We start from the raw sequence: 18060 nt of genomic DNA on the forward strand, positions 1-18060 counted from the left end.
CCCCTCAGACCTGCTCGAGCGCCTCGTTCAGTGCGCGCTCCAGGTCAGCCTTGTAGCGCAGGTACAAATTGCTTGAGCCATGTCCATCACCGATCAGGCCCGACAGGTCCAAGTCGGTGATGTAGCAGCGATAGCGCTCGATTTCACGGCGCTGCTCGACGATCTCCTGGGCGACCACGCTGAACAGTTGGTCGCCATATTCAAGCTCAGAAAACTCCCGCTGATTGCAATACAACGTGACCTGTACCTGCCCCGGTGCGGCTTTGCCGACGATTGCCTGTACGTCATAGAACGGCTTGTTGATCGGGGTTTGCGGCACGGGTCGGGCCTCGACCCGGCGAGCGCGTCCTAGGCCTGACGGCAATAGCTGGTAGTACAGCGTGTCCAGGCTCAGGGGCTGGGTGCTGTTCATGGGTAGCAAAGCGTCGCGTCGGTACTGAATCGATTGCAGGAACCGTTGCAGTGGCACCAACAGGCTTTGTTCGTCGTGATAAGGCAAACGCTGCTGCCACAAGGCATTGAACTCATCCAGAACGTAGACATCGGCCTGCTGTTCATAGACGCGGTAGAACACCTGAATGCACTCGGGCTGGCCCATGGGCAGAAGCAGCGCCAGGTCGTGATCCTCCAGCGCCATCGGGTCCAGCTGCAGCGGGCTGTAGCTCGCCAGTTCTTCACCGAGGTAATCCAGCAGCGCTGGCAGCGTGGCGAGGGCGACGTGATTGACCTGGCCGGGCACCAGCTCCAGCACGTGGTAATGCTGTTGGACCTGAATCAGGTAGCGATGATTGAGGTTACTCAACAGCAGGTTCTGTGCGGTATCGAGGACTTCTTCGACCCGGCGTGCGATGAACTGCGCGCGGTTGTGGCAAAAGCAGCGAACCCGCAACTTGGGTTGTTGTGCTCCGCCAGGGAGGTTGTTGAGGTAGTTGCGCAGGCAGTCGAGTAGCGCATGGGGGCCGTCATAGCGGCTGACCAACACTTCGTTCCAGCTATTAAGCGTGACCTGGTCCAGGGTCAGCACCAGATTTTCGCGGACCCCGGCGTAGCTCAAGGAGTCGGTGCGTTCGGTGGTCATCAGGATGTTCAGGTCGCGGTGATGCTTGAGCGGATCGACGCCGACGTTCACCAGAATCAGCACTTCACTTGGCACGCTGGGGCGCAGCAACGGTTCTTCGGCAACCGTTACCAAGGGCAGGACGATGGTCTGTTGCAGGCTGCCAAGCAGGTTGAACAGTTCAAACTCGCTCAAGTCGCTGGTGCCGGGGTGCAAGGCGAGACGGGTGCTGCTGTCGATCACACCGTTACGATGGCACCAGGTCAGCAACTCCAGCAACTGGCGGCTGCGCTTGATCGGCGCGAAATGTTCCCACTCGTGGGCGGCCAGGCTGCCGTTGTACAAACACCACTGAATGTTCCCCGGCTCTTTCTTGTTGGGCGCCTGAACCAGCGTCAGGGTGTCTTCGGCCAGGTCCGGGGCGATGCCAGGGTTGATGAACTCGACTTTGTCCGCTTTGCGCTCAAACGCCGCGTACAGCCGCCGACCCAGCACATTGAGGTCGCGTTTGTTGATCAGGCTGACGGTTCGTTCGTTGCGGGCAAACTGGGTCAGGAAGCGGTAGCTGTAGTTCAGCTCGTTGACCAGGGCGCGGCGTTCTGCGCTGACCTGGCGGACCTTCCATTGGCTGCGGCTGTCGAGCAGCGCGAGTTGTCGCTGATCCCAATTCCATTCATGAGCCAGCCGCTCAAGCAGTGAGCGCTGCCAACTCTGGGTGCGACTGCTGCCGGTGAGCTTGCGGTTGACCTTCAGGTACAGCGCGCGGCGGACCAGTTCCAGCCGCTCAGGCTCGCCACGGGCCGTGAGGTATTCCTCGATGCGCCGATAAACCACGATGTAGGGATCGAGCTCATCGAGGTCCAGCTGATTGGCGAACACCGCTTGCTTGAAGCGCAGGCTCAGGCAATGCACCTTGGGATGTTCGCTGGCGTAGACCTCGGTCAGTAACAGCTTGAGCACGGACTTGTACGGCGACTCGATGCCTTTGAACAACTGCCAGAGCCCGGCGCCGATGAATTCGCCGGGCGGGATGTAGGCCAGATGCCCCAGATCCAGTGACTCATCAGCCCGGATGAAACGCTTGGACAGCAGCGTGTGGGTGTAACGGTCGTAGGCCGCTTCCTCGTAGACCGGCACCAGCCACCAGATGGGCGTGCGTCCGGCCAGCCAGATGGCGGTGCGGTAGAACTCGTCCAGTAACAGGTAGTGCTGAGTGGTGCCGCAGTCTTCCGAACTCAGCTGCGTGTCGCGCTCGCCGAGCACGAAGCGCGTCGGGTCGATCAGAAAGAAATGCGCCTCGGCGCCTTGGCTGGCGGCCCAGACTTCAAGCAACTGGCACTTTTTACGCAGTTCGCCGAGTTCATTTTCGCTCAGGTCCGGCGCGTGACAGACCCACATATCCATGTCGCTCTGATCGGCCTGGGCCAAAGTGCCCAGGCTGCCCATCAGGAACAGGCCGTGAATCGGTCGCGGCGGATTGCTGCCGTGGCGCGGCTTATAGGAAAACGATCGGGTCAGGCGTTGGGCTTCAGCGAGGGCGTTGGCGTCAGGCTCGAAATTCGCCAGCCCCGCCGGCGTGCTGCCCGAAACGTAACCTGGCAACAGCGGATGATTGACGTGGAAAAACAGTGGCAGCAGCGTCAGCACTGTTTGTTGGCGGGTCGACAGCCCTTCCATGGCGCGGGCCATGCGGCCTTCGTTGAGTTTCAGAAAACGTGCGCGCAGTTGGCTGAGAACCTTGCGGTCGATTCCCTCGTCCAGATCGGGTCGGATTTCATGGGTGCGGGTCATGTCAGCTCAAACCGGCTCGCGTAGCTCGGACGTGGGGTCTGCGGATGAGGGGCAGTTTAGCGCCTCGTGCCCGGGACTTTTAAGCTGATTTTGTATGTTTGACGTCAGATTCTTATCGTGCGGCGACGGCAGGAAGCGAAGTGTGCCCGCGGAAATCCCGTGGCAGGGGTTTCCGTGGGCGATGCGTTGATGCTCAGGCTGTTTCCTGGACGCTCAGAATCGTCAGAACGGTTTGTACGTTTTGTGCGGCGTCACGACCCAGACTGGTCAGATAACCGCCATCGGGCTGGTCGATCAGTTCTTTTTCGTACAGGCGTTGAGCGGCAGCAATGGCTTTCGGGGCAGCGGTCTGATGAATTTTCAAACCTTCCTGGGAACTGTCCAGGTTGAAGAGGGCAAGGATTTCCAGTTCGGCAACCAACTCAGGGGTAAGCGACATAAGGACTCCAGACTTTCTAGGAATTGGACGACAGCGCCCCTAAGGTGAGCCCACTCGTGCGGCATGTCCAGTGCCGGCATCAGGGTTTTTTCGCCTTGGGAAGCATTCCCCGGCGGGTGGTGCGGCAGCGGGGTGCGTACCAGTGTAGTCAGGGGCTGGGGGAAGGCAGGAATGTTTCGTGACAATCTGTGTTGGGAGCGCGTTGCACGCTCCCGACGGTGTTCGATTTACTTCTTTTCCGGCGGCAATTCCGGCAGCGCACGCAGCGCTGTTTCGTACCATTCGGTATTGAACGCGCGGTCTTCTTCCAGGATCGCGTCGATTTCTACCGCTAAAACGTGAGCCATCAGGTTGAGGATTTCTTCACGTTCGTAACCCACCAGTGTCAGCTTGTTGAAGGTGGCCTTGGCCGCTGGAGGGTTGTCGCTTTCAATCTGGTTTTCGATGGCTTCGATCAGTGTGTTTTCGGCGAACTCTTCTTCGTCGATCTCGATATCAGTTGGCTCGCTCATGGCAGGCTCCTCAAGTTAAGGCGGCCAGTTTACCTGCATTCAGCGCTGTGATGCTGCTGGCAAGAATCGCCTTGGCATTCTATAAAACAGGACTGCCAACCCCGCACGGCCTGGAGGCTATGTGATGCTCAAGCTTTATGGTTTTTCCGTCAGTAACTACTACAACATGGTGAAACTGGCGCTGCTGGAGAAGGGACTGCCGTTCGAAGAAGTGCCTTTTTATGCCGGCAATAGCCCCGAGGCGCTGGCCATCAGTCCACGCGGCAAAGTGCCGGTGCTGGGCGTCGAGCAAGGTTTTATCAACGAAACCGCTGTAATTCTTGAATACATCGAGCAAAGCCAGGCCGGCACGCCGCTATTGCCGAGCGATCCGTTCGAGCGGGCGCAAGTGCTGGCGCTGGCCAAGGAAATCGAGCTGTACATCGAGCTGCCTGCTCGGGCCTGTTTTCCCCAGGCGTTTTTCGGCATGCAGGTGCCGGACGCGATCAAGGAAAAGACCAGGGCGGAGCTGTTGCTGGGGTTTGCGTCCTTGGGCCGGCACGGCAAATTCGCCCCTTATGTGGCGGGTGAGCGTCTGAGCCTTGCCGATTTGTATTTCCTGTACAGCGTGCCGTTGGCCTGTGCGGTTGGGCAGAAGCTGTTCGATATCGATCTGCTGGCCGAAATGCCGGCGGCCAAGGCGCTGCTGGAGCGTCTGGAACAGAATCCGAACGTGAAGAGAATTGCAGCGGACAAGGAAGCGGCGATGCCAGCGTTTATGGCGATGGTCGCGTCCAAGAAGTGAGCTTTATAAGGTTCTGAAGTCAGTCATCGCGAGCAGGCTCGCTCCCACAGGTTCAGTGTGATCCTTGTGGGAGCGAGCCTGCTCGCGATGCTTTTTAGCGGCTGGCGAGCAGCGCCTGGCCGCGTGCCACTGCCTTCTTGACCTGCGCCGGCGCAGTGCCGCCGATATGGTCGCGGGCATTGACCGAGCCTTCCAGGGTCAACACGGCAAACACGTCCTGATCGATCTGGTCGCTGAACTTGCGCAGCTCTTCGAGGCTCATTTCCGCCAGGTCTTTACCGCTTTCCACGCCGTACTTCACGGCATGACCAACGATTTCGTGGCAGTCACGGAACGGCAGGCCACGACGCACCAGATAATCGGCCAGGTCGGTGGCGGTGGAGAAACCGCGCAGGGCCGCTTCGCGCATCATCGCGTGCTTGGGTTTGATCGCCGGGATCATGTCGGCAAAGGCCCGCAGCGAGTCGCGCAAGGTGTCGGCGGCGTCGAACAGCGGTTCCTTGTCTTCCTGGTTGTCCTTGTTGTAGGCCAGTGGCTGGCCTTTCATCAAGGTCAGCAGGCCCATCAAGGCGCCGAACACACGGCCGGTCTTGCCGCGAACCAGTTCTGGCACGTCCGGGTTTTTCTTTTGCGGCATGATCGAGCTGCCGGTGCAGAAACGGTCCGGCAGGTCGATGAACTGGAATTGTGCGCTGGTCCACAGCACCAGCTCTTCGGAGAAGCGCGACAGGTGCATCATCGCGATGCTCGCGGCCGAGCAGAACTCGATGGCGAAGTCGCGATCGGAGACGTTGTCCAGTGAGTTGCCGCCGACCGCGTCGAAGCCCAAAAGCTGAGCGGTGTATTCACGGTCGATCGGGTAGGTGGTGCCGGCCAGTGCAGCACTGCCCAGTGGCATGCGGTTGGTGCGCTTGCGGCAGTCGACCAGGCGTTCGTAGTCGCGGCTGAGCATTTCGAACCAGGCCAGCATGTGGTGCCCGAAGGTCACCGGCTGTGCGGTTTGCAGGTGAGTGAAGCCCGGCATGATGCTGCCCGCTTCGCGCTCGGCCTGTTCCAGCAAGCCTTTTTGCAGGCGGGTGATTTCGCTCAGGATCAGGTCGATCTCGTCACGCAGCCACAGGCGGATGTCGGTGGCCACCTGGTCGTTACGGCTACGGCCGGTGTGCAGCTTTTTGCCGGTGACGCCGATGCGGTCGGTCAGGCGCGCCTCGATGTTCATATGCACGTCTTCGAGGTCGATGCGCCAGTCGAACTGGCCGGCCTCGATTTCGCTCTGGATGGTCTTCAGGCCATCGGTGATGCTGTCGCGCTCGGCATCGGTCAGCACGCCGACCTTGGCCAGCATGGTGGCGTGGGCGATCGAACCCATGATGTCGTGGCGATACAGGCGCTGGTCGAAAGTGACGGAGGCGGTGAAGCGGGCGACGAAGGCGTCGACGGGTTCACTGAAGCGGCCGCCCCAGGACTGATTGGTCTTGTCAGTGCTCATGAATTCGCTCGTATCGGCTGGAGAAAAATGTCGTTGGAAGCTGCCGCGGATAATAACAGGGTTGCCAATCCTGTCGCTGACACTGGTCGACACGTTTTTTTCTCATCCCCCGGTCCATACTCAGGGCAGGCCTTGTGGGAAATTGCACAACGATATTTTTCAATTGAGCAATATCGTCTCGGCAACCGTCTACAGTTGGACAGTAGGATCAGCGCACTTCTGGGCGCTGCCGCTGACTATAAAAAGAGGGGGTGTTCATATTGTGTATCGGCAAACCCTACGGCGATACCTCGCTAACGCGGGCCAGAGCCTCCAAACATTCGGCAGTTGAAAATTTAGCCGGCGGTCTCGCGGCACTTTTTGGCCCTCGCGCCAGTCTTAGCGTGGATCGCGGTGACGGACGTCACTTCCCCTGTCTACGCTATCCTTGTGCGAGACTCACGCAGGAATCCAGCGCAATATGAATGTCCTGATCGTTGATGACGAACCCCTAGCCCGCGAGCGCCTGAGCCGAATGGTTGGCGAACTTGAGGGATACAGTGTCCTGGAGCCCAGCGCCACGAACGGCGAAGAGGCGTTGGCACTGATCGACAGCCACAAGCCGGATATCGTGCTGCTCGATATCCGTATGCCAGGCCTTGATGGCCTGCAAGTGGCTGCCCGGTTGTGCGAACGCGAAACCCCGCCCGCCGTGGTGTTTTGCACCGGGCCCGATGAATTTGCCGTGGAAGCCCTGCAGGCCAGCGCCGTGGGCTATCTGGTGAAGCCTGTGCGAACTGAACATTTACATGAAGCATTGAAAAAAGCCGAGCGGCCCAATCGTGTCCAGCTCGCAGCCCTGACCCGTCCCGCCGCCGAAACCGGCAGCGGCCCGCGTAGCCATATCAGTGCCCGTACCCGTAAAGGCATTGAACTGATCCCCTTGGGTCAAGTGGTTTACTTTATTGCCGACCATAAGTACGTGACCTTGCGCCACGAAGGCGGCGAAGTGCTGCTGGATGAACCGCTCAAGGCCCTTGAAGATGAGTTCGGCGATCGATTCGTGCGAATCCACCGTAATGCATTGGTCGCTCGCGAGCGTATCGAGCGCTTGCAACGCACGCCTCTGGGGCATTTTCAGCTGTTCCTCAAAGGCCTGAACGGTGACGCCCTGATCGTCAGCCGCCGTCATGTGGCCGGCGTGCGAAAAATGATGCAACAGCTTTAATACGCTGTTTGCAGGCGGATTTCATACCCGATTGCTGGAGATTCGAGGCCAGGGAGGCCGCGCAGTGTCTGATACAAGTCAAAGTGGATTTGGCTGAGCTGTTATTATCCGCCGTATCTATTCAGTACGGATTGATCCATGTCCTCTCGCGAAATCCGCATCGCCACCCGCAAAAGTGCTCTCGCCCTGTGGCAGGCCGAATACGTCAAAGCCCGTCTGATCGAGGCCCATCCGGGTCTGCTCGTGACGCTGGTGCCCATGGTCAGTCGCGGCGACAAACTGCTCGACTCGCCGCTGTCGAAAATCGGTGGCAAGGGCCTGTTCGTCAAGGAGCTGGAAACCGCGCTGCTGGAAAACGAAGCCGACATCGCGGTGCACTCCATGAAAGACGTGCCGATGGACTTCCCCGAAGGCCTCGGCCTGTTTTGTATCTGCGAGCGCGAAGACCCACGTGATGCCTTCGTTTCCAACACATATGCCAGCCTGGATGCGTTACCACCGGGCAGCATCGTCGGGACGTCGAGCCTGCGTCGCCAGGCCCAATTGTTGACCCGTCGCCCGGACCTGGAAATCCGTTTCCTGCGCGGCAACGTCAACACCCGTCTGGCCAAGCTCGATGCTGGCGAGTACGACGCCATCATTCTGGCGGCGGCCGGCCTGATTCGCCTCGGCTTTGAAGATCGCATCACCTCGCCGATCAGCGTCGACGATAGCCTGCCGGCCGGTGGCCAGGGCGCAGTCGGTATTGAATGCCGCAGCGCCGACAGCGAAATCCACGGGTTGCTGGCGCCGCTGCATCACCAGGACACTGCCACTCGGGTGATCGCTGAACGTGCTCTCAACAAACATCTGAATGGCGGCTGCCAAGTGCCGATCGCCTGCTACGCCGTGCTTGAAGGCGAACAGCTCTGGTTGCGTGGTCTGGTCGGCGATCCGAGCGGCGGCTTGCTGCTCAGCGCTGAGGCCCGTGCGCCGCGCGGTGACGCAGAAGCCTTGGGCGTACAAGTCGCCGAAGACTTGCTGAGTCAGGGTGCCAACGACATCCTCAAGGCGGTCTACGGCGAAGCAGGTCACGAGTGACGGGTTGGCGCCTGCTGCTGACACGCCCTGCGGATGAGTCAGCGGCGTTGAGTGGCGCGTTGGCGCAAGTGGGGATTTTCAGCAGCAGCTTGCCGCTTTTGGAAATAGCCCCGATCCCGGTATCTGACACAATGCGCGACGTCATTCAGGGGCTGAACCGGTTTGACGCGGTGATCGTGGTCAGCAAGCCGGCCGCTCGCATAGGTGTTGACCTGCTCAATCGATATGGGCCGCAGCCATCGTCCCCAAGCTGGTTCAGCGTGGGGGCGGCGACCGCGCAGGTCCTCGCGGATAACGGGGTAAATGTGAGTTTTCCTGTCGAGGGCGATGACAGTGAAGCCTTGCTTGAACTTCCCTCGTTGCGCGAGGCTGTCGCTCGACCCTTTTCACGCGTGTTGATCATGCGCGGGGAGGGCGGTCGTGAGTTGCTGGCTGAGCGTTTGCGCGAGCTTGGTGCTAGTGTCGAGTATCTGGAGTTGTACCGTCGGGAGCTGCCTCAGTACCCGCCGACGGCATTGCCTGGCCGGATTGAAGCGGAACGCTTGAACGGGCTGGTGGTCAGCAGTGGGCAGGGTTTTGAGCACCTGCGCCAATTGGCGGGTGATGCCTGGCCTGCGCTGGCGCGGTTGCCGTTGTTTGTTCCAAGCCCCAGGGTCGCCGAGCTGGCACGTGCCGCCGGGGCCCTGACAGTTGTGGATTGTCGTGGCGCCAGTGCCGCGGCTTTGCTGACGGTGTTACGGGAGCATCCCGAACCCGTTTTTTAATGCAAAGGATGGATACGTGAGCGAAACAGCCTTGCCTAAAGATGACGTCCAGCCGGTGCTCGATGCACCGGTTGATGCACCGGTTCAAACACCACCACCCGCTGCTGTGCAGCGCCGGGGCAATGGGCTGGCAATCGTCGCGCTGCTGTTGGGCGCTGCCGGTGTTGCCGTAGGCGGTTGGGGTGTCTGGCAGGTGCGTCACCTGCAAGCCAATACCCAGCAGCAATTGAGCCAGGTCCAGGCGTTGAGCGATCAGGCGCAAAGTCTGAAACTTAACGAACAACGACTGAGCGCGCGCCTTGAGCAACTGCCCGCGGCCGAGGAACTGGACGCTCGCAGCCGTCTGGTGATTCAGCTTCAAGCTGATCAGCAACGCCTGAACCAGCGTCTGGAAACCGTCCTCGGTGCCAGTCGCAAGGATTGGCGTCTGGCCGAAGCCGAGCACTTGTTGCGTCTGGCCAGCCTGCGCCTTTCCGCGTTGCAGGACATCAGCAGCGCTCAGGCCCTGGTGCAGGGTGCCGATGAAATTCTTCGCGAACAGAACGACCCGGGTTCCTTTGCCGCTCGCGAGCAAGTGGCCAAAACCCTGGTGGCTCTGCGCAGCACCGAACAACCGGATCGCACCGGACTGTTCTTGCGACTGGGCGCTTTGCGTGATCAGGTCATTAACCTCACTGAACTGGCGCCTGAGTACAAGGATCGCGGTGAGTCGCTGTTGGGCCTGACCGCCGATGGCGATGGCGCCAGTCGTTGGGCGCAGTGGTGGGACCAGATTTCGCGCTACATCCGTATCGATTTCAATGCCGACAAGAATGTTCGTCCGTTGCTGGCTGGGCAGAGTCTGAGTCAGGTACGTCTGGCCCTGAGCCTGACACTTGAACAAGCGCAATGGGCCGCGCTCAACGGTCAGGCCGCTGTTTATACCCAGGCGCTGGCCGAGGCGCGTGACGTATTGAAAGGCAATTTCAACCCGGACAACCCGCAAAGCAAAGTCATGCTTGAACAGGTGGCCGAGTTGAGCACGCAGCCGGTGACGGTCATCACACCGGACCTGACCGCAACGTTGAGCACGGTTCAGGGTTATCTGGAGCGCCGTAATGTGAACGCCGAAGATTCGATCAAACCAATGGCCAAACCTGCTGCGAACACTGCGCCGGAGGCCACGCCATGAAGCGTCTCTATGTGATCGTGTTTCTGGTCATCGCGGCGGCCGCCGCGCTGGGCCTGGCGATCGCCGAGCATTCCGGTTACGTGTTGATCGCCTACAAAACCTTTCGCTATGAAGCGAGCCTGTGGGCAACCCTGGCGCTGGTCGCGGTGCTCTGGCTGGTGTTCTGGGGCATCAAGGCGCTGATCGAGCTGGTCGCGACCTCCAGTGGCGTGGTCAATCCCTGGTCGCGGCGCAATCGTAGTCGTCGGGTGCAAGTGGCGATCGAGCACGGCCAACTGGACCTGGCCGAGGGACGCTGGGCCAGTGCGCAGCGTCATCTGCATCGCGCCGCCGAAGCCGAGCGCCAACCGCTGCTTTACTACCTCGGTGCGGCGCGTGCCGCCAACGAACAAGGCCTTTACGAAGAAAGCGACAACTTGCTGGAACGCGCCCTTGAGCGTCAGCCCCAGGCTGAACTGGCCATTGCGTTGAGCCATGCCCAGTTGCAGACCGATCGGGGTGACACCGAGGGCGCCCTGGCGACGCTGCAAGCGATGCACGAACGCCATCCTCATAACGTCCAGACCTTGCGCCAGTTGCAGCGCCTGCACCAGCAGCGCGGCGATTGGTCGGCAGTGATTCGTCTGCTGCCGGAGCTGCGCAAGGATAAAGTATTGCCACCCGCCGAACTGACCGAACTGGAACGCCGGGCCTGGGGCGAAAACCTTACGCTGGCGGCGCGTCAGGAAGAGGACGGCACGGTCGGACTGCAATCGCTTAACCGCGCCTGGCAGCAGCTCACTTCCGCTCAGCGCCAAGAGCCACAGCTGGTCCTGGCCTACGCCGAACAGTTGCGGCAATTGGGTGCACAAGTCGAAGCTGAAGAGGTTCTGCGCACGGCCCTCAAGCGTGAGTACAACAGTCACCTGGCGCGTCTCTACGGCTTGGTTCGCGGTAGCGATCCGGCGCGTCAGTTGCACACTGCCGAAGGTTGGCTCAAGGATCACCCCGCAGACCCGAGCCTGTTACTGACACTGGGCCGCTTGTGTCTGCAAAGCAGTCTTTGGGGTAAGGCGCGGGACTATCTGGAAAGCAGTTTGCGGGTGCAGCGCAATCCCGAGGCGTGTGCCGAACTGGCACGGTTGCTCGCGCAACTGGGCGACACGGAACGCAGCAATCAGTTGTTTCAGGAAGGTCTGGGACTGCTGGATGAACGCTTGTTGGCAGCACCGCTGCCGGCGCCTGTTTATGCCTGAAACCGGTCCTCAGTGGCTGTAGCGTTGCGCAGTCACTTCGGGGGCCGAAGCTGATTTTTGGCGCTATTCTGTCGCCCAAAATGGGTTGGATGTTAGGCGTTGTAGTCCCTTATAGGCATCGTCCTACACGGGACTACACCAAGTCCTCTAGCTCCTGTCGGGAATTCCCTACACTTTTGGTGAAGTGTCCGTGCTGGCCTGCCTTGAAAGGCTGGCGCGCTTTCCTCTACCGTAACAGCCTGTCTCTACTGTTACGGATAAGCCATGTTTTTGGCCTGCTCACGCTCCTTGTTTTTCATGGCTTTCATTGCAGGTGCCCTGGCCTTGGGTGTTTCCTATTACCTGGAATATGCGGTCGGTCTCAAGCCTTGCGGATTGTGCCTTTTGCAGCGGCTTTGCCTGGCATTGTTCGCCGGTGTCTGCCTGGTGGCTTCGGTACATGGCCCTGGCCGCTTCGGGAACTTCCTCTATTGGCTGCTCGGCCTGTTCTGCAGTCTTGCGGGTACGGTCACCGCATGGCGACAGGTTTTATTGCAGAGCGATCCGTTGCAGCTCTCGGCTTGTTCGGCAAATTCCGGGGCGCTGTATGAGGACGTGCCGTGGTTGTGTCGAGTGACGAAAATGTTCAGCGGAGACGCGGATTGCGCAGAAATCTCCTGGACGCTATTCGATTTGAGTCTCCCGGAATGGAGTCTGCTGCTGTTCATGGCGATGACGATCCTGGGGATCTATCAGCTGCTGCGCATTGTCTGGCTTGCCTGCAAACGACCGCTCAGCGGCACGTCGTCGCACCGGGCACCGGCGGGAGATTAAACACTTGTATGAACTTTATCTCCTGCGTACCTTGAAGCCATTGTCGCGCGGGCATAATCTGGCCCGCACGTGTCATTGGAATTATGTTGCTCGATGACGCTCTGCCTGGTCGTTTCTTGATTTCAAGTCTGCGACAGGTGTAGGGCAGCATGACCCACAAGGGAAGAGAGATCACCATGCTCGAAAGTTGTCAGAATGCTCAGGAACGTTGGGGTGGAGTGCATCTGCTGATCGATCGCTGGTTGCAGGAGCGTCACGAACTGGTTCGAGCCTACGATGCTCTCGGTGCCAAGCCAGAGGCTTTGGGCGAAAATCGAAAGCCTTTGCAGGAATTCTGCGGAGTGCTGGTTGACTACGTGTCTGCCGGGCATTTCGAGATCTACGAACAGCTGACCGGGGAGGCCAAAGCCTTCAACGACAAGCGTGGTCTGGAACTCGCCGAGACCATCTACCCGCGCATCGACGTCATCACCGAGAAGCTGCTCGCGTTCAACGACCTGTGTGATGCAGGCAAATGTGTCGCGGAGAAATTCAAGGAGCTGGGCGGGTTGTTACACGAGCGCTTCGAGCTGGAAGATTGTCTGATCGAAGTGCTGCACACCGCTCACAAGGAAGAGGACTCGGTTCAGGCCTGAGTCTTCCCTGCAAGATCCTCCCTCCCAAAGGGAAGCTGAAAACGGTGCGCCATGCGCGCCGTTTTCGTTTCTGGCTATCAGCTCGTGACGCCGCGCAATTCGACTTCAAACACCAGCGGCGTGAACGGCGCGATCAGGTCGCCGGCACCTTCTGCGCCGTAGGCTTGAGACGATGGAATCACCAGTCGCCATTTCGCGCCGACCGGCATGTTTTGCAAGGCGCTGCGCCAGCCGCTGATTACACTGTCGAGACTGAACCATTGCGGCTTGCTGTTCTGGTCGAACACGGTGCCGTCCGGAAGGCGCCCGATGTACACCACTTCGACCTTGCCATTTGGGCCAGCCTTCGCTCCAGTGCCCGGCGCCAACTCCGTCAGTAAAATTCCATCCGCGAGTTCGCGAACACCCGGCCTGGCTTTTTCCTCGGCGAGAAAATGTTGCTCTTTTTCAAGCGCAACTTCACTTTGCGGGACGGAGGACTGCTCGGCGACTTGCGCTTCATGCTGGGCAAGAATCTGTTCGATCTGCTCGTCTTTCAACGCCAGCGGTTTGCCTTGGTAAGCTTGCTGCAAGCCGTCGAGCAGTGCCTGGATTTGCAGGTCCGGTACCTCTTGGCGCAAGCGTTCGCCCAGGCTCGCACCCAGGCTGTAAGCGAGATCGTGAGCGTCATTTGCAGTGGTTTTTTCAGCGGCCTGGGCAACGGAAAAAAACACGCACAGCGATAAAAAAAGGTAGCGCGACATGGGCACTCTCCGACCTGAGATGCGGTGGATTATGCCAGTGTGAAAGCGCTCGAAGGTGAACTGGTTTTGCGCAAGTGCAGAAGATTTTCGATCCGTTGCAACGCAGCGCTTTCGATACTGTCAACATGCCCTAGCGGCGGTGTCTACAGAGGTCTAGTATGACCCGCACCCACGTCAGCCAGGAGGTAAACCATGTCGGCCACCAAGAAGCCAGTAAATACCCCGTTGCACTTACTCCAACAACTCTCGGGCAGTCTGCTCGAGCATTTGGAAACCGCTTGTTCGCAAGCCTTGGCTGATGCTGAAAAACTGCTCGCCAAACTGGAAAAGCAGCGCGGAAAAGCGCAGGAGAAATTGCACAAGTCCCGTACCAAATTGCAGGACGCCGCAGCAGCTGGAAAAGCCAAGGCGCAAACCAAAGCCAAGGATGCGGTGAAAGAACTTGAGGACTTGCTCGATGCCCTCAAGGATCGTCAATCCGAAACGCGCAGCTACATTCTGCAACTCAAGCGCGATGCTCAAGAAAGCCTGAAACTGGCCCAGGGCGTCGGTCGTGTACAAGAGGCTGTCGTCAAGGCGTTGTCCCTGCGTTCGGCCAAGCCTGCTGCGGCACCTGCCAAGAAAGCTGTTGCCAAACCGGCTGCTGTAAAAGCACCGGCCAAGCCTGCTGCCAAGGCACCGGTGAAAGCTGCAGCCAAGCCAGCTGCTAAAACTGCCGCTGCAAAACCAGCTGCAAGAACTGCCGCTGCCAAACCTGCTGCCAAGCCAGTTGCTGCGAAAACAGCTGCCGCTAAACCTGCTGCAAAAACCGCTGCTGCCAAACCGGCTGTGGCGAAAACCGCAGCGGCAAAACCAGCTGCTAAATCGGCCGCAAAGCCAGCCGCTAAAACTGTTGCTGCCAAGCCAGCTGCTAAAACTGCCGCTGCAAAACCAGCTGCTAAAACTGCAGTTGCCAAACCGGCTGCCAGAACTGCCGCTGCCAAACCTGCTGCCAAGCCAGCCGCGGCAAAAACCGCTGCAGCGAAACCGGCTGCAAAAGCTGCGGTAAAACCAGCCGCCGCAAAACCTGCTGCAGCCAAACCCGCCGCTGCGAAGCCAGCTGCAAAACCTGCTGCCAAACCAGCCGTGAAAAAACCGGTTGCTACTGCCAAGCCAGCCACTGCGCCAGTTGCAAAGCCAGCGACTTCGGCTCCGGCACCTGCTGCATCGGCTGCTTCGGCGCCAGCCACAACCTCGACAACTGCGCCTGCGCCAACGCCAGCTGCCCCGTCGAGCACCAGCACCACCCCAACCAGCGCTTCCTAAGTGCCGGTTACCGCGACGCGCAGCTGATGCAGCGCGTCGCGGTCCAGGTGTGCGGCGCCTGCCGCTACACCTTCCAGCCAGGCCGTTAGATCGGTCGCCTCATACTGCGGCCAACGCTGCGCCAAACGCTCCAGCCGCGACAACAAATGCCGTTCGGCTTCCATCTCAAGTGACTTCACTTTTTCGCGTAAACCATCCAACCCGGCGTCCTCGCTCGCGGCAGCTTTCCATTGCTGGCGTAAAGCGCGCAACGGTTGCACGACATCCGCGTCCCAAGGCTCGGCTACATCGCGAAGCTGCTGCAAGCGTTGTTCGTTACAGGTCACGCCACGTTCTTCCAGCCACAACCCGCACAGCAGCAGGCACACGTTCACCCCCGCCGACTGCAAGTGCAGGCACGAACGTTCAACCCCAGGTCGGGCGTAGGCGGTCAGGGAAAAGCTCCACAGGTCAGAGGACATAGTGCTACTCGCGCCAGTTGCGAGCGAAGCTGGTAGACTCCGCCGCCATTATGATTCGACTTCAGAACCTGACTTTACAGCGTGGCCCTCAACGTCTGCTAGAAGACGCTGAGCTGACCCTGCACGCCGGCCACAAAGCCGGCCTCATCGGTGCCAACGGCGCCGGCAAATCGAGCCTGTTCGCCTTGATCCGGGGCGAACTGCACCCGGACTCGGGTGACTGCTTCCTGCCGGCCGACTGGCGCATCGCCCACATGCGCCAGGAAATCGAGACGCTCGAACGCCTGGCGGTCGACTACGTGCTCGATGGCGACCTGCGCCTGCGTGAGGTGCAACGTGACCTCGCTGCGGCCGAAGCGGCGCATGACGGCGCGGCTCAGGCCCGCCTGCACTCGGAACTCGACAGCGCCGACGGTTACACCGCCGACGCCCGTGCCCGCAAACTGCTGGCCGGCCTCGGGTTCACCAACGAGCAGATGGATCGCCCGGTAGGAGATTTCTCTGGTGGCTGGAGGATGCGTCTGAACCTGGCGCAGGCTTTGATGTGCCCATCGGACTTGCTGCTGCTCGACGAACCGACCAACCACTTGGACCTCGACGCCATCATCTGGCTCGAAGAGTGGCTCAAAAGCTACCCCGGCACCTTGCTGCTGATTTCCCACGACCGGGATTTCCTCGATGCCGTGGTCGATCACGTCGCCCATGTCGATCAGCGCAAGATCACCCTGTATCGCGGTGGTTACAGCGCCTTTGAACGCGCCCGTGCCGAACGTCTGGCGCAGCAACAGCAGGCCTACGAGAAGCAACAGGCGCAACGTGCGCACATGGAAAGCTACATCGCCCGCTTCAAGGCCCAGGCCACCAAGGCCCGTCAGGCGCAGAGCCGGATCAAGGCGCTGGAGCGGATGGAAGAACTGTCTGCCGCCCACGTCGATTCGCCGTTCGACTTCGTCTTCCGCGAATCGCAGAAAATCTCCAGCCCATTGATCGATTTGTCGGACGCTCGTCTGGGTTACGGCGACAAAGCGGTGCTGGAGAAGGTCAAGCTGCAACTGACTCCGGGCGCGCGGATCGGTTTGCTCGGGCCAAACGGTGCGGGTAAATCGACCCTGATCAAAAACCTCGCCGGCGAACTCGAGCCGTTGGCTGGTCGCCTGACGCGCGGTGAGAACACCGTCGTGGGCTACTTTGCCCAGCATCAGCTGGACTCTCTGGATTCCAAAGCCAGCCCGTTGCTGCACTTGCAGCGCTTGGCTCCGACCGAACGCGAGCAGACATTGCGCGACTTCCTCGGTGGTTTCGATTTCCGTGGCGCACGTATCGATGAGCCGGTGCTGAATTTCTCCGGGGGCGAAAAGGCCCGTCTGGCCCTGGCCTTGATTGCCTGGGATCGGCCGAACCTGTTGCTGCTCGACGAACCGACCAACCACCTGGACCTGGAAATGCGCCTGGCGCTGACCATGGCCCTGCAGGAATTCAGTGGCGCGGTATTGGTGGTCTCCCACGATCGCCATCTGCTCAAAAGCACCACTGACAATTTCTATCTGGTGGCCGACGGCAAGGTCGAGGAGTTCGACGGTGACCTGGAAGACTACGCCCGTTGGCTGGTCGAGTATCGTCAGCGCAATGCCCCGGTCAGCAACACCCCGGTCAATCCGGACAAGACCGACAAGAAAGCCCAGCGTCAGGCCGCTGCTGCGTTGCGTCAGCAACTGGCGCCGCACAAGCGCGAAGCTGACAAGCTTGAAGCCGAGCTGGGCAAGCTGCACGAGAAGCTGGCGAAGATCGACACAAGTCTTGGCGACAGCGACATTTACGAACCGGCGCGCAAGAACGATTTACGTGACCTGCTGGCCGAACAGGCCAAGCTGAAAGTGCGTGAAGCCGAGCTGGAAGAAGCCTGGATGGAAGCCCTGGAACTGCTGGAAAGCATGCAGGCGGAGCTGGAGGCGCTGTCCTGATGGACGCCTTCAAGCTGCCGCTGCCAGCGGTGTGGATCGAGCCGATCTGGCTCGTTGCGCAAATCCTGTTGATCCTGCTGGCCGGCTACTTCGCCCAGCGCTTCGTCGCTAAATGCCTGACCCGCCTGGGTGATCGTTACCCGTTTCCGCCGCAGTTGCTCATGCCGCTGCGCGGTGGGTTGCGCTGGCTGATCATGGGCAGCGCGCTGATTTTCGTGCTGGAACGCCTTGGCGTCTCGGCGACAGTGCTCTGGACGGCGTTGTCCGGGTTTGTGGCCGTCGCGGCGGTGGCATTCTTCGCCATGTGGAGCGTGCTCTCCAATCTGCTGTGCGCCGTTTTGATCTTCACCGTCGGCCCGTTCCGCCTCGGCGATGTGGTCGAACTGGTGGACACCACCGACAAGCCTGGCGTCAAAGGTCGGGTGGTGGCGATCAATCTGCTTTACACCACACTGATCGAAGCGCAAGAGCTCGGCACTGGTAGCGCCATGGTGCAAGTGCCCAACAGCCTGTTCTTCCAGCGCTCGGTACGACGCTGGCGCGGCAGTGACGTGATTCCTTCGAGCGGGTTTGAGAAGTAAATCTTCCGATAGACCGCTTTCGCGAGCCTGAT

At 60.0% G+C, this 18060-nt stretch carries 17 protein-coding genes and 1 pseudogene; 12 read left to right on the forward strand and 6 right to left on the reverse strand.

Annotation, left to right across the window (positions count from 1 at the left end; translation table 11 throughout):
• Nucleotides 1-4: 4 nt before the first annotated feature.
• The 3 genes from ACM6I0_RS16940 to ACM6I0_RS16950 all read right to left on the reverse strand — a co-directional run bounded on the left by ACM6I0_RS16940 (nucleotide 5) and on the right by ACM6I0_RS16950 (nucleotide 3799).
• The gene (locus ACM6I0_RS16940) at nucleotides 5-2848 is read right to left on the reverse strand and encodes a class I adenylate cyclase (RefSeq protein WP_414922855.1); all 2844 of its coding nucleotides are present in this window, start codon (nucleotides 2846-2848) and stop codon (nucleotides 5-7) included.
• 193 nt (nucleotides 2849-3041) lie between these two features.
• A complete protein-coding gene (locus ACM6I0_RS16945) occupies nucleotides 3042-3287 on the reverse strand; it encodes a TIGR02647 family protein (protein ID WP_094470036.1) in 246 nt (81 codons plus the stop codon).
• A gap of 227 nt (nucleotides 3288-3514) precedes the next feature.
• Entirely contained in the window at nucleotides 3515-3799 is a 285-nt protein-coding gene (locus ACM6I0_RS16950; RefSeq protein ID WP_007894899.1) for a hypothetical protein, read from the reverse strand.
• A gap of 124 nt (nucleotides 3800-3923) precedes the next feature.
• On the opposite strand from ACM6I0_RS16950, the gene ACM6I0_RS16955 reads away from it, so the two are divergent.
• On the forward strand, nucleotides 3924-4583 hold the full coding sequence (locus tag ACM6I0_RS16955; protein ID WP_414922856.1) for a glutathione S-transferase family protein: 660 nt from the start codon (nucleotides 3924-3926) through the stop codon (nucleotides 4581-4583).
• 94 nt (nucleotides 4584-4677) lie between these two features.
• Here the strand turns inward: ACM6I0_RS16955 and argH are convergent, their stop codons facing one another.
• The gene (argH, locus tag ACM6I0_RS16960; protein WP_414922857.1) at nucleotides 4678-6072 is read right to left on the reverse strand and encodes an argininosuccinate lyase; all 1395 of its coding nucleotides are present in this window, start codon (nucleotides 6070-6072) and stop codon (nucleotides 4678-4680) included.
• A gap of 347 nt (nucleotides 6073-6419) precedes the next feature.
• Between argH and ACM6I0_RS16965 the strand changes: the two are divergent.
• From ACM6I0_RS16965 to ACM6I0_RS17000, 8 genes and pseudogenes are all read left to right on the forward strand, one after another.
• Nucleotides 6420-6536 (forward strand): annotated as a pseudogene (locus tag ACM6I0_RS16965) (sensor histidine kinase); the annotation flags it as partial.
• Entirely contained in the window at nucleotides 6533-7279 is a 747-nt protein-coding gene (locus ACM6I0_RS16970) for a LytR/AlgR family response regulator transcription factor (RefSeq protein WP_392892521.1), read from the forward strand. The pseudogene ACM6I0_RS16965 and the gene ACM6I0_RS16970, both read left to right, overlap by 4 nt.
• A gap of 138 nt (nucleotides 7280-7417) precedes the next feature.
• Complete coding sequence (gene hemC / locus ACM6I0_RS16975) at nucleotides 7418-8359, forward strand: hydroxymethylbilane synthase (RefSeq protein ID WP_285431738.1); 942 nt, start codon at nucleotides 7418-7420, stop codon at nucleotides 8357-8359.
• Entirely contained in the window at nucleotides 8356-9123 is a 768-nt protein-coding gene (locus ACM6I0_RS16980; RefSeq protein WP_414922858.1) for a uroporphyrinogen-III synthase, read from the forward strand. Before hemC ends, ACM6I0_RS16980 begins: the two co-directional genes overlap by 4 nt.
• A 16-nt stretch (nucleotides 9124-9139) precedes the next feature.
• Complete coding sequence (locus ACM6I0_RS16985; protein WP_285431742.1) at nucleotides 9140-10294, forward strand: uroporphyrinogen-III C-methyltransferase; 1155 nt, start codon at nucleotides 9140-9142, stop codon at nucleotides 10292-10294.
• Nucleotides 10291-11529 (forward strand): heme biosynthesis protein HemY, encoded by a 1239-nt coding sequence (locus ACM6I0_RS16990; RefSeq protein ID WP_414922859.1) that lies wholly within the window; start codon nucleotides 10291-10293, stop codon nucleotides 11527-11529. Before ACM6I0_RS16985 ends, ACM6I0_RS16990 begins: the two co-directional genes overlap by 4 nt.
• Before the next feature lie 264 nt (nucleotides 11530-11793).
• Nucleotides 11794-12342: a disulfide bond formation protein B gene (locus ACM6I0_RS16995; protein WP_414922860.1), complete on the forward strand. Its 549-nt coding sequence runs from the start codon at nucleotides 11794-11796 to the stop codon at nucleotides 12340-12342.
• A gap of 176 nt (nucleotides 12343-12518) precedes the next feature.
• On the forward strand, nucleotides 12519-12977 hold the full coding sequence (locus ACM6I0_RS17000) for an Rsd/AlgQ family anti-sigma factor (RefSeq protein WP_064680385.1): 459 nt from the start codon (nucleotides 12519-12521) through the stop codon (nucleotides 12975-12977).
• Nucleotides 12978-13054: 77 nt separating this feature from the next.
• On the opposite strand, the gene ACM6I0_RS17005 is transcribed toward ACM6I0_RS17000, so the two are convergent.
• Nucleotides 13055-13720 (reverse strand): FKBP-type peptidyl-prolyl cis-trans isomerase, encoded by a 666-nt coding sequence (locus ACM6I0_RS17005; protein WP_414922861.1) that lies wholly within the window; start codon nucleotides 13718-13720, stop codon nucleotides 13055-13057.
• Nucleotides 13721-13912: 192 nt separating this feature from the next.
• On the opposite strand from ACM6I0_RS17005, the gene ACM6I0_RS17010 reads away from it, so the two are divergent.
• Complete coding sequence (locus ACM6I0_RS17010) at nucleotides 13913-15025, forward strand: AlgP family protein (RefSeq protein WP_414922862.1); 1113 nt, start codon at nucleotides 13913-13915, stop codon at nucleotides 15023-15025.
• Here the strand turns inward: ACM6I0_RS17010 and ACM6I0_RS17015 are convergent.
• The gene (locus tag ACM6I0_RS17015) at nucleotides 15022-15486 is read right to left on the reverse strand and encodes a TIGR02444 family protein (RefSeq protein WP_414922863.1); all 465 of its coding nucleotides are present in this window, start codon (nucleotides 15484-15486) and stop codon (nucleotides 15022-15024) included. The two genes, ACM6I0_RS17010 and ACM6I0_RS17015, sit on opposite strands and share 4 nt — an antisense overlap.
• 50 nt (nucleotides 15487-15536) lie before the next feature.
• Here ACM6I0_RS17015 and ACM6I0_RS17020 point away from each other — a divergent pair, with 50 nt between their 5' ends.
• Both ACM6I0_RS17020 and ACM6I0_RS17025 read left to right on the forward strand, forming a co-directional pair.
• Entirely contained in the window at nucleotides 15537-17447 is a 1911-nt protein-coding gene (locus ACM6I0_RS17020) for an ATP-binding cassette domain-containing protein (protein WP_285431752.1), read from the forward strand.
• Nucleotides 17447-18028, forward strand: coding sequence for a mechanosensitive ion channel family protein (locus ACM6I0_RS17025; protein ID WP_285431754.1), 582 nt, complete (start codon nucleotides 17447-17449; stop codon nucleotides 18026-18028). The genes ACM6I0_RS17020 and ACM6I0_RS17025 overlap by 1 nt, the downstream gene beginning before the upstream one ends.
• The last annotated feature ends 32 nt before the right edge of the window (nucleotides 18029-18060 follow it).

The sequence above is a fragment of the Pseudomonas sp. IT-P294 genome, assembly GCF_949767865.1.
In the GTDB taxonomy this organism is placed as follows: Bacteria; Pseudomonadota; Gammaproteobacteria; order Pseudomonadales; family Pseudomonadaceae; genus Aquipseudomonas.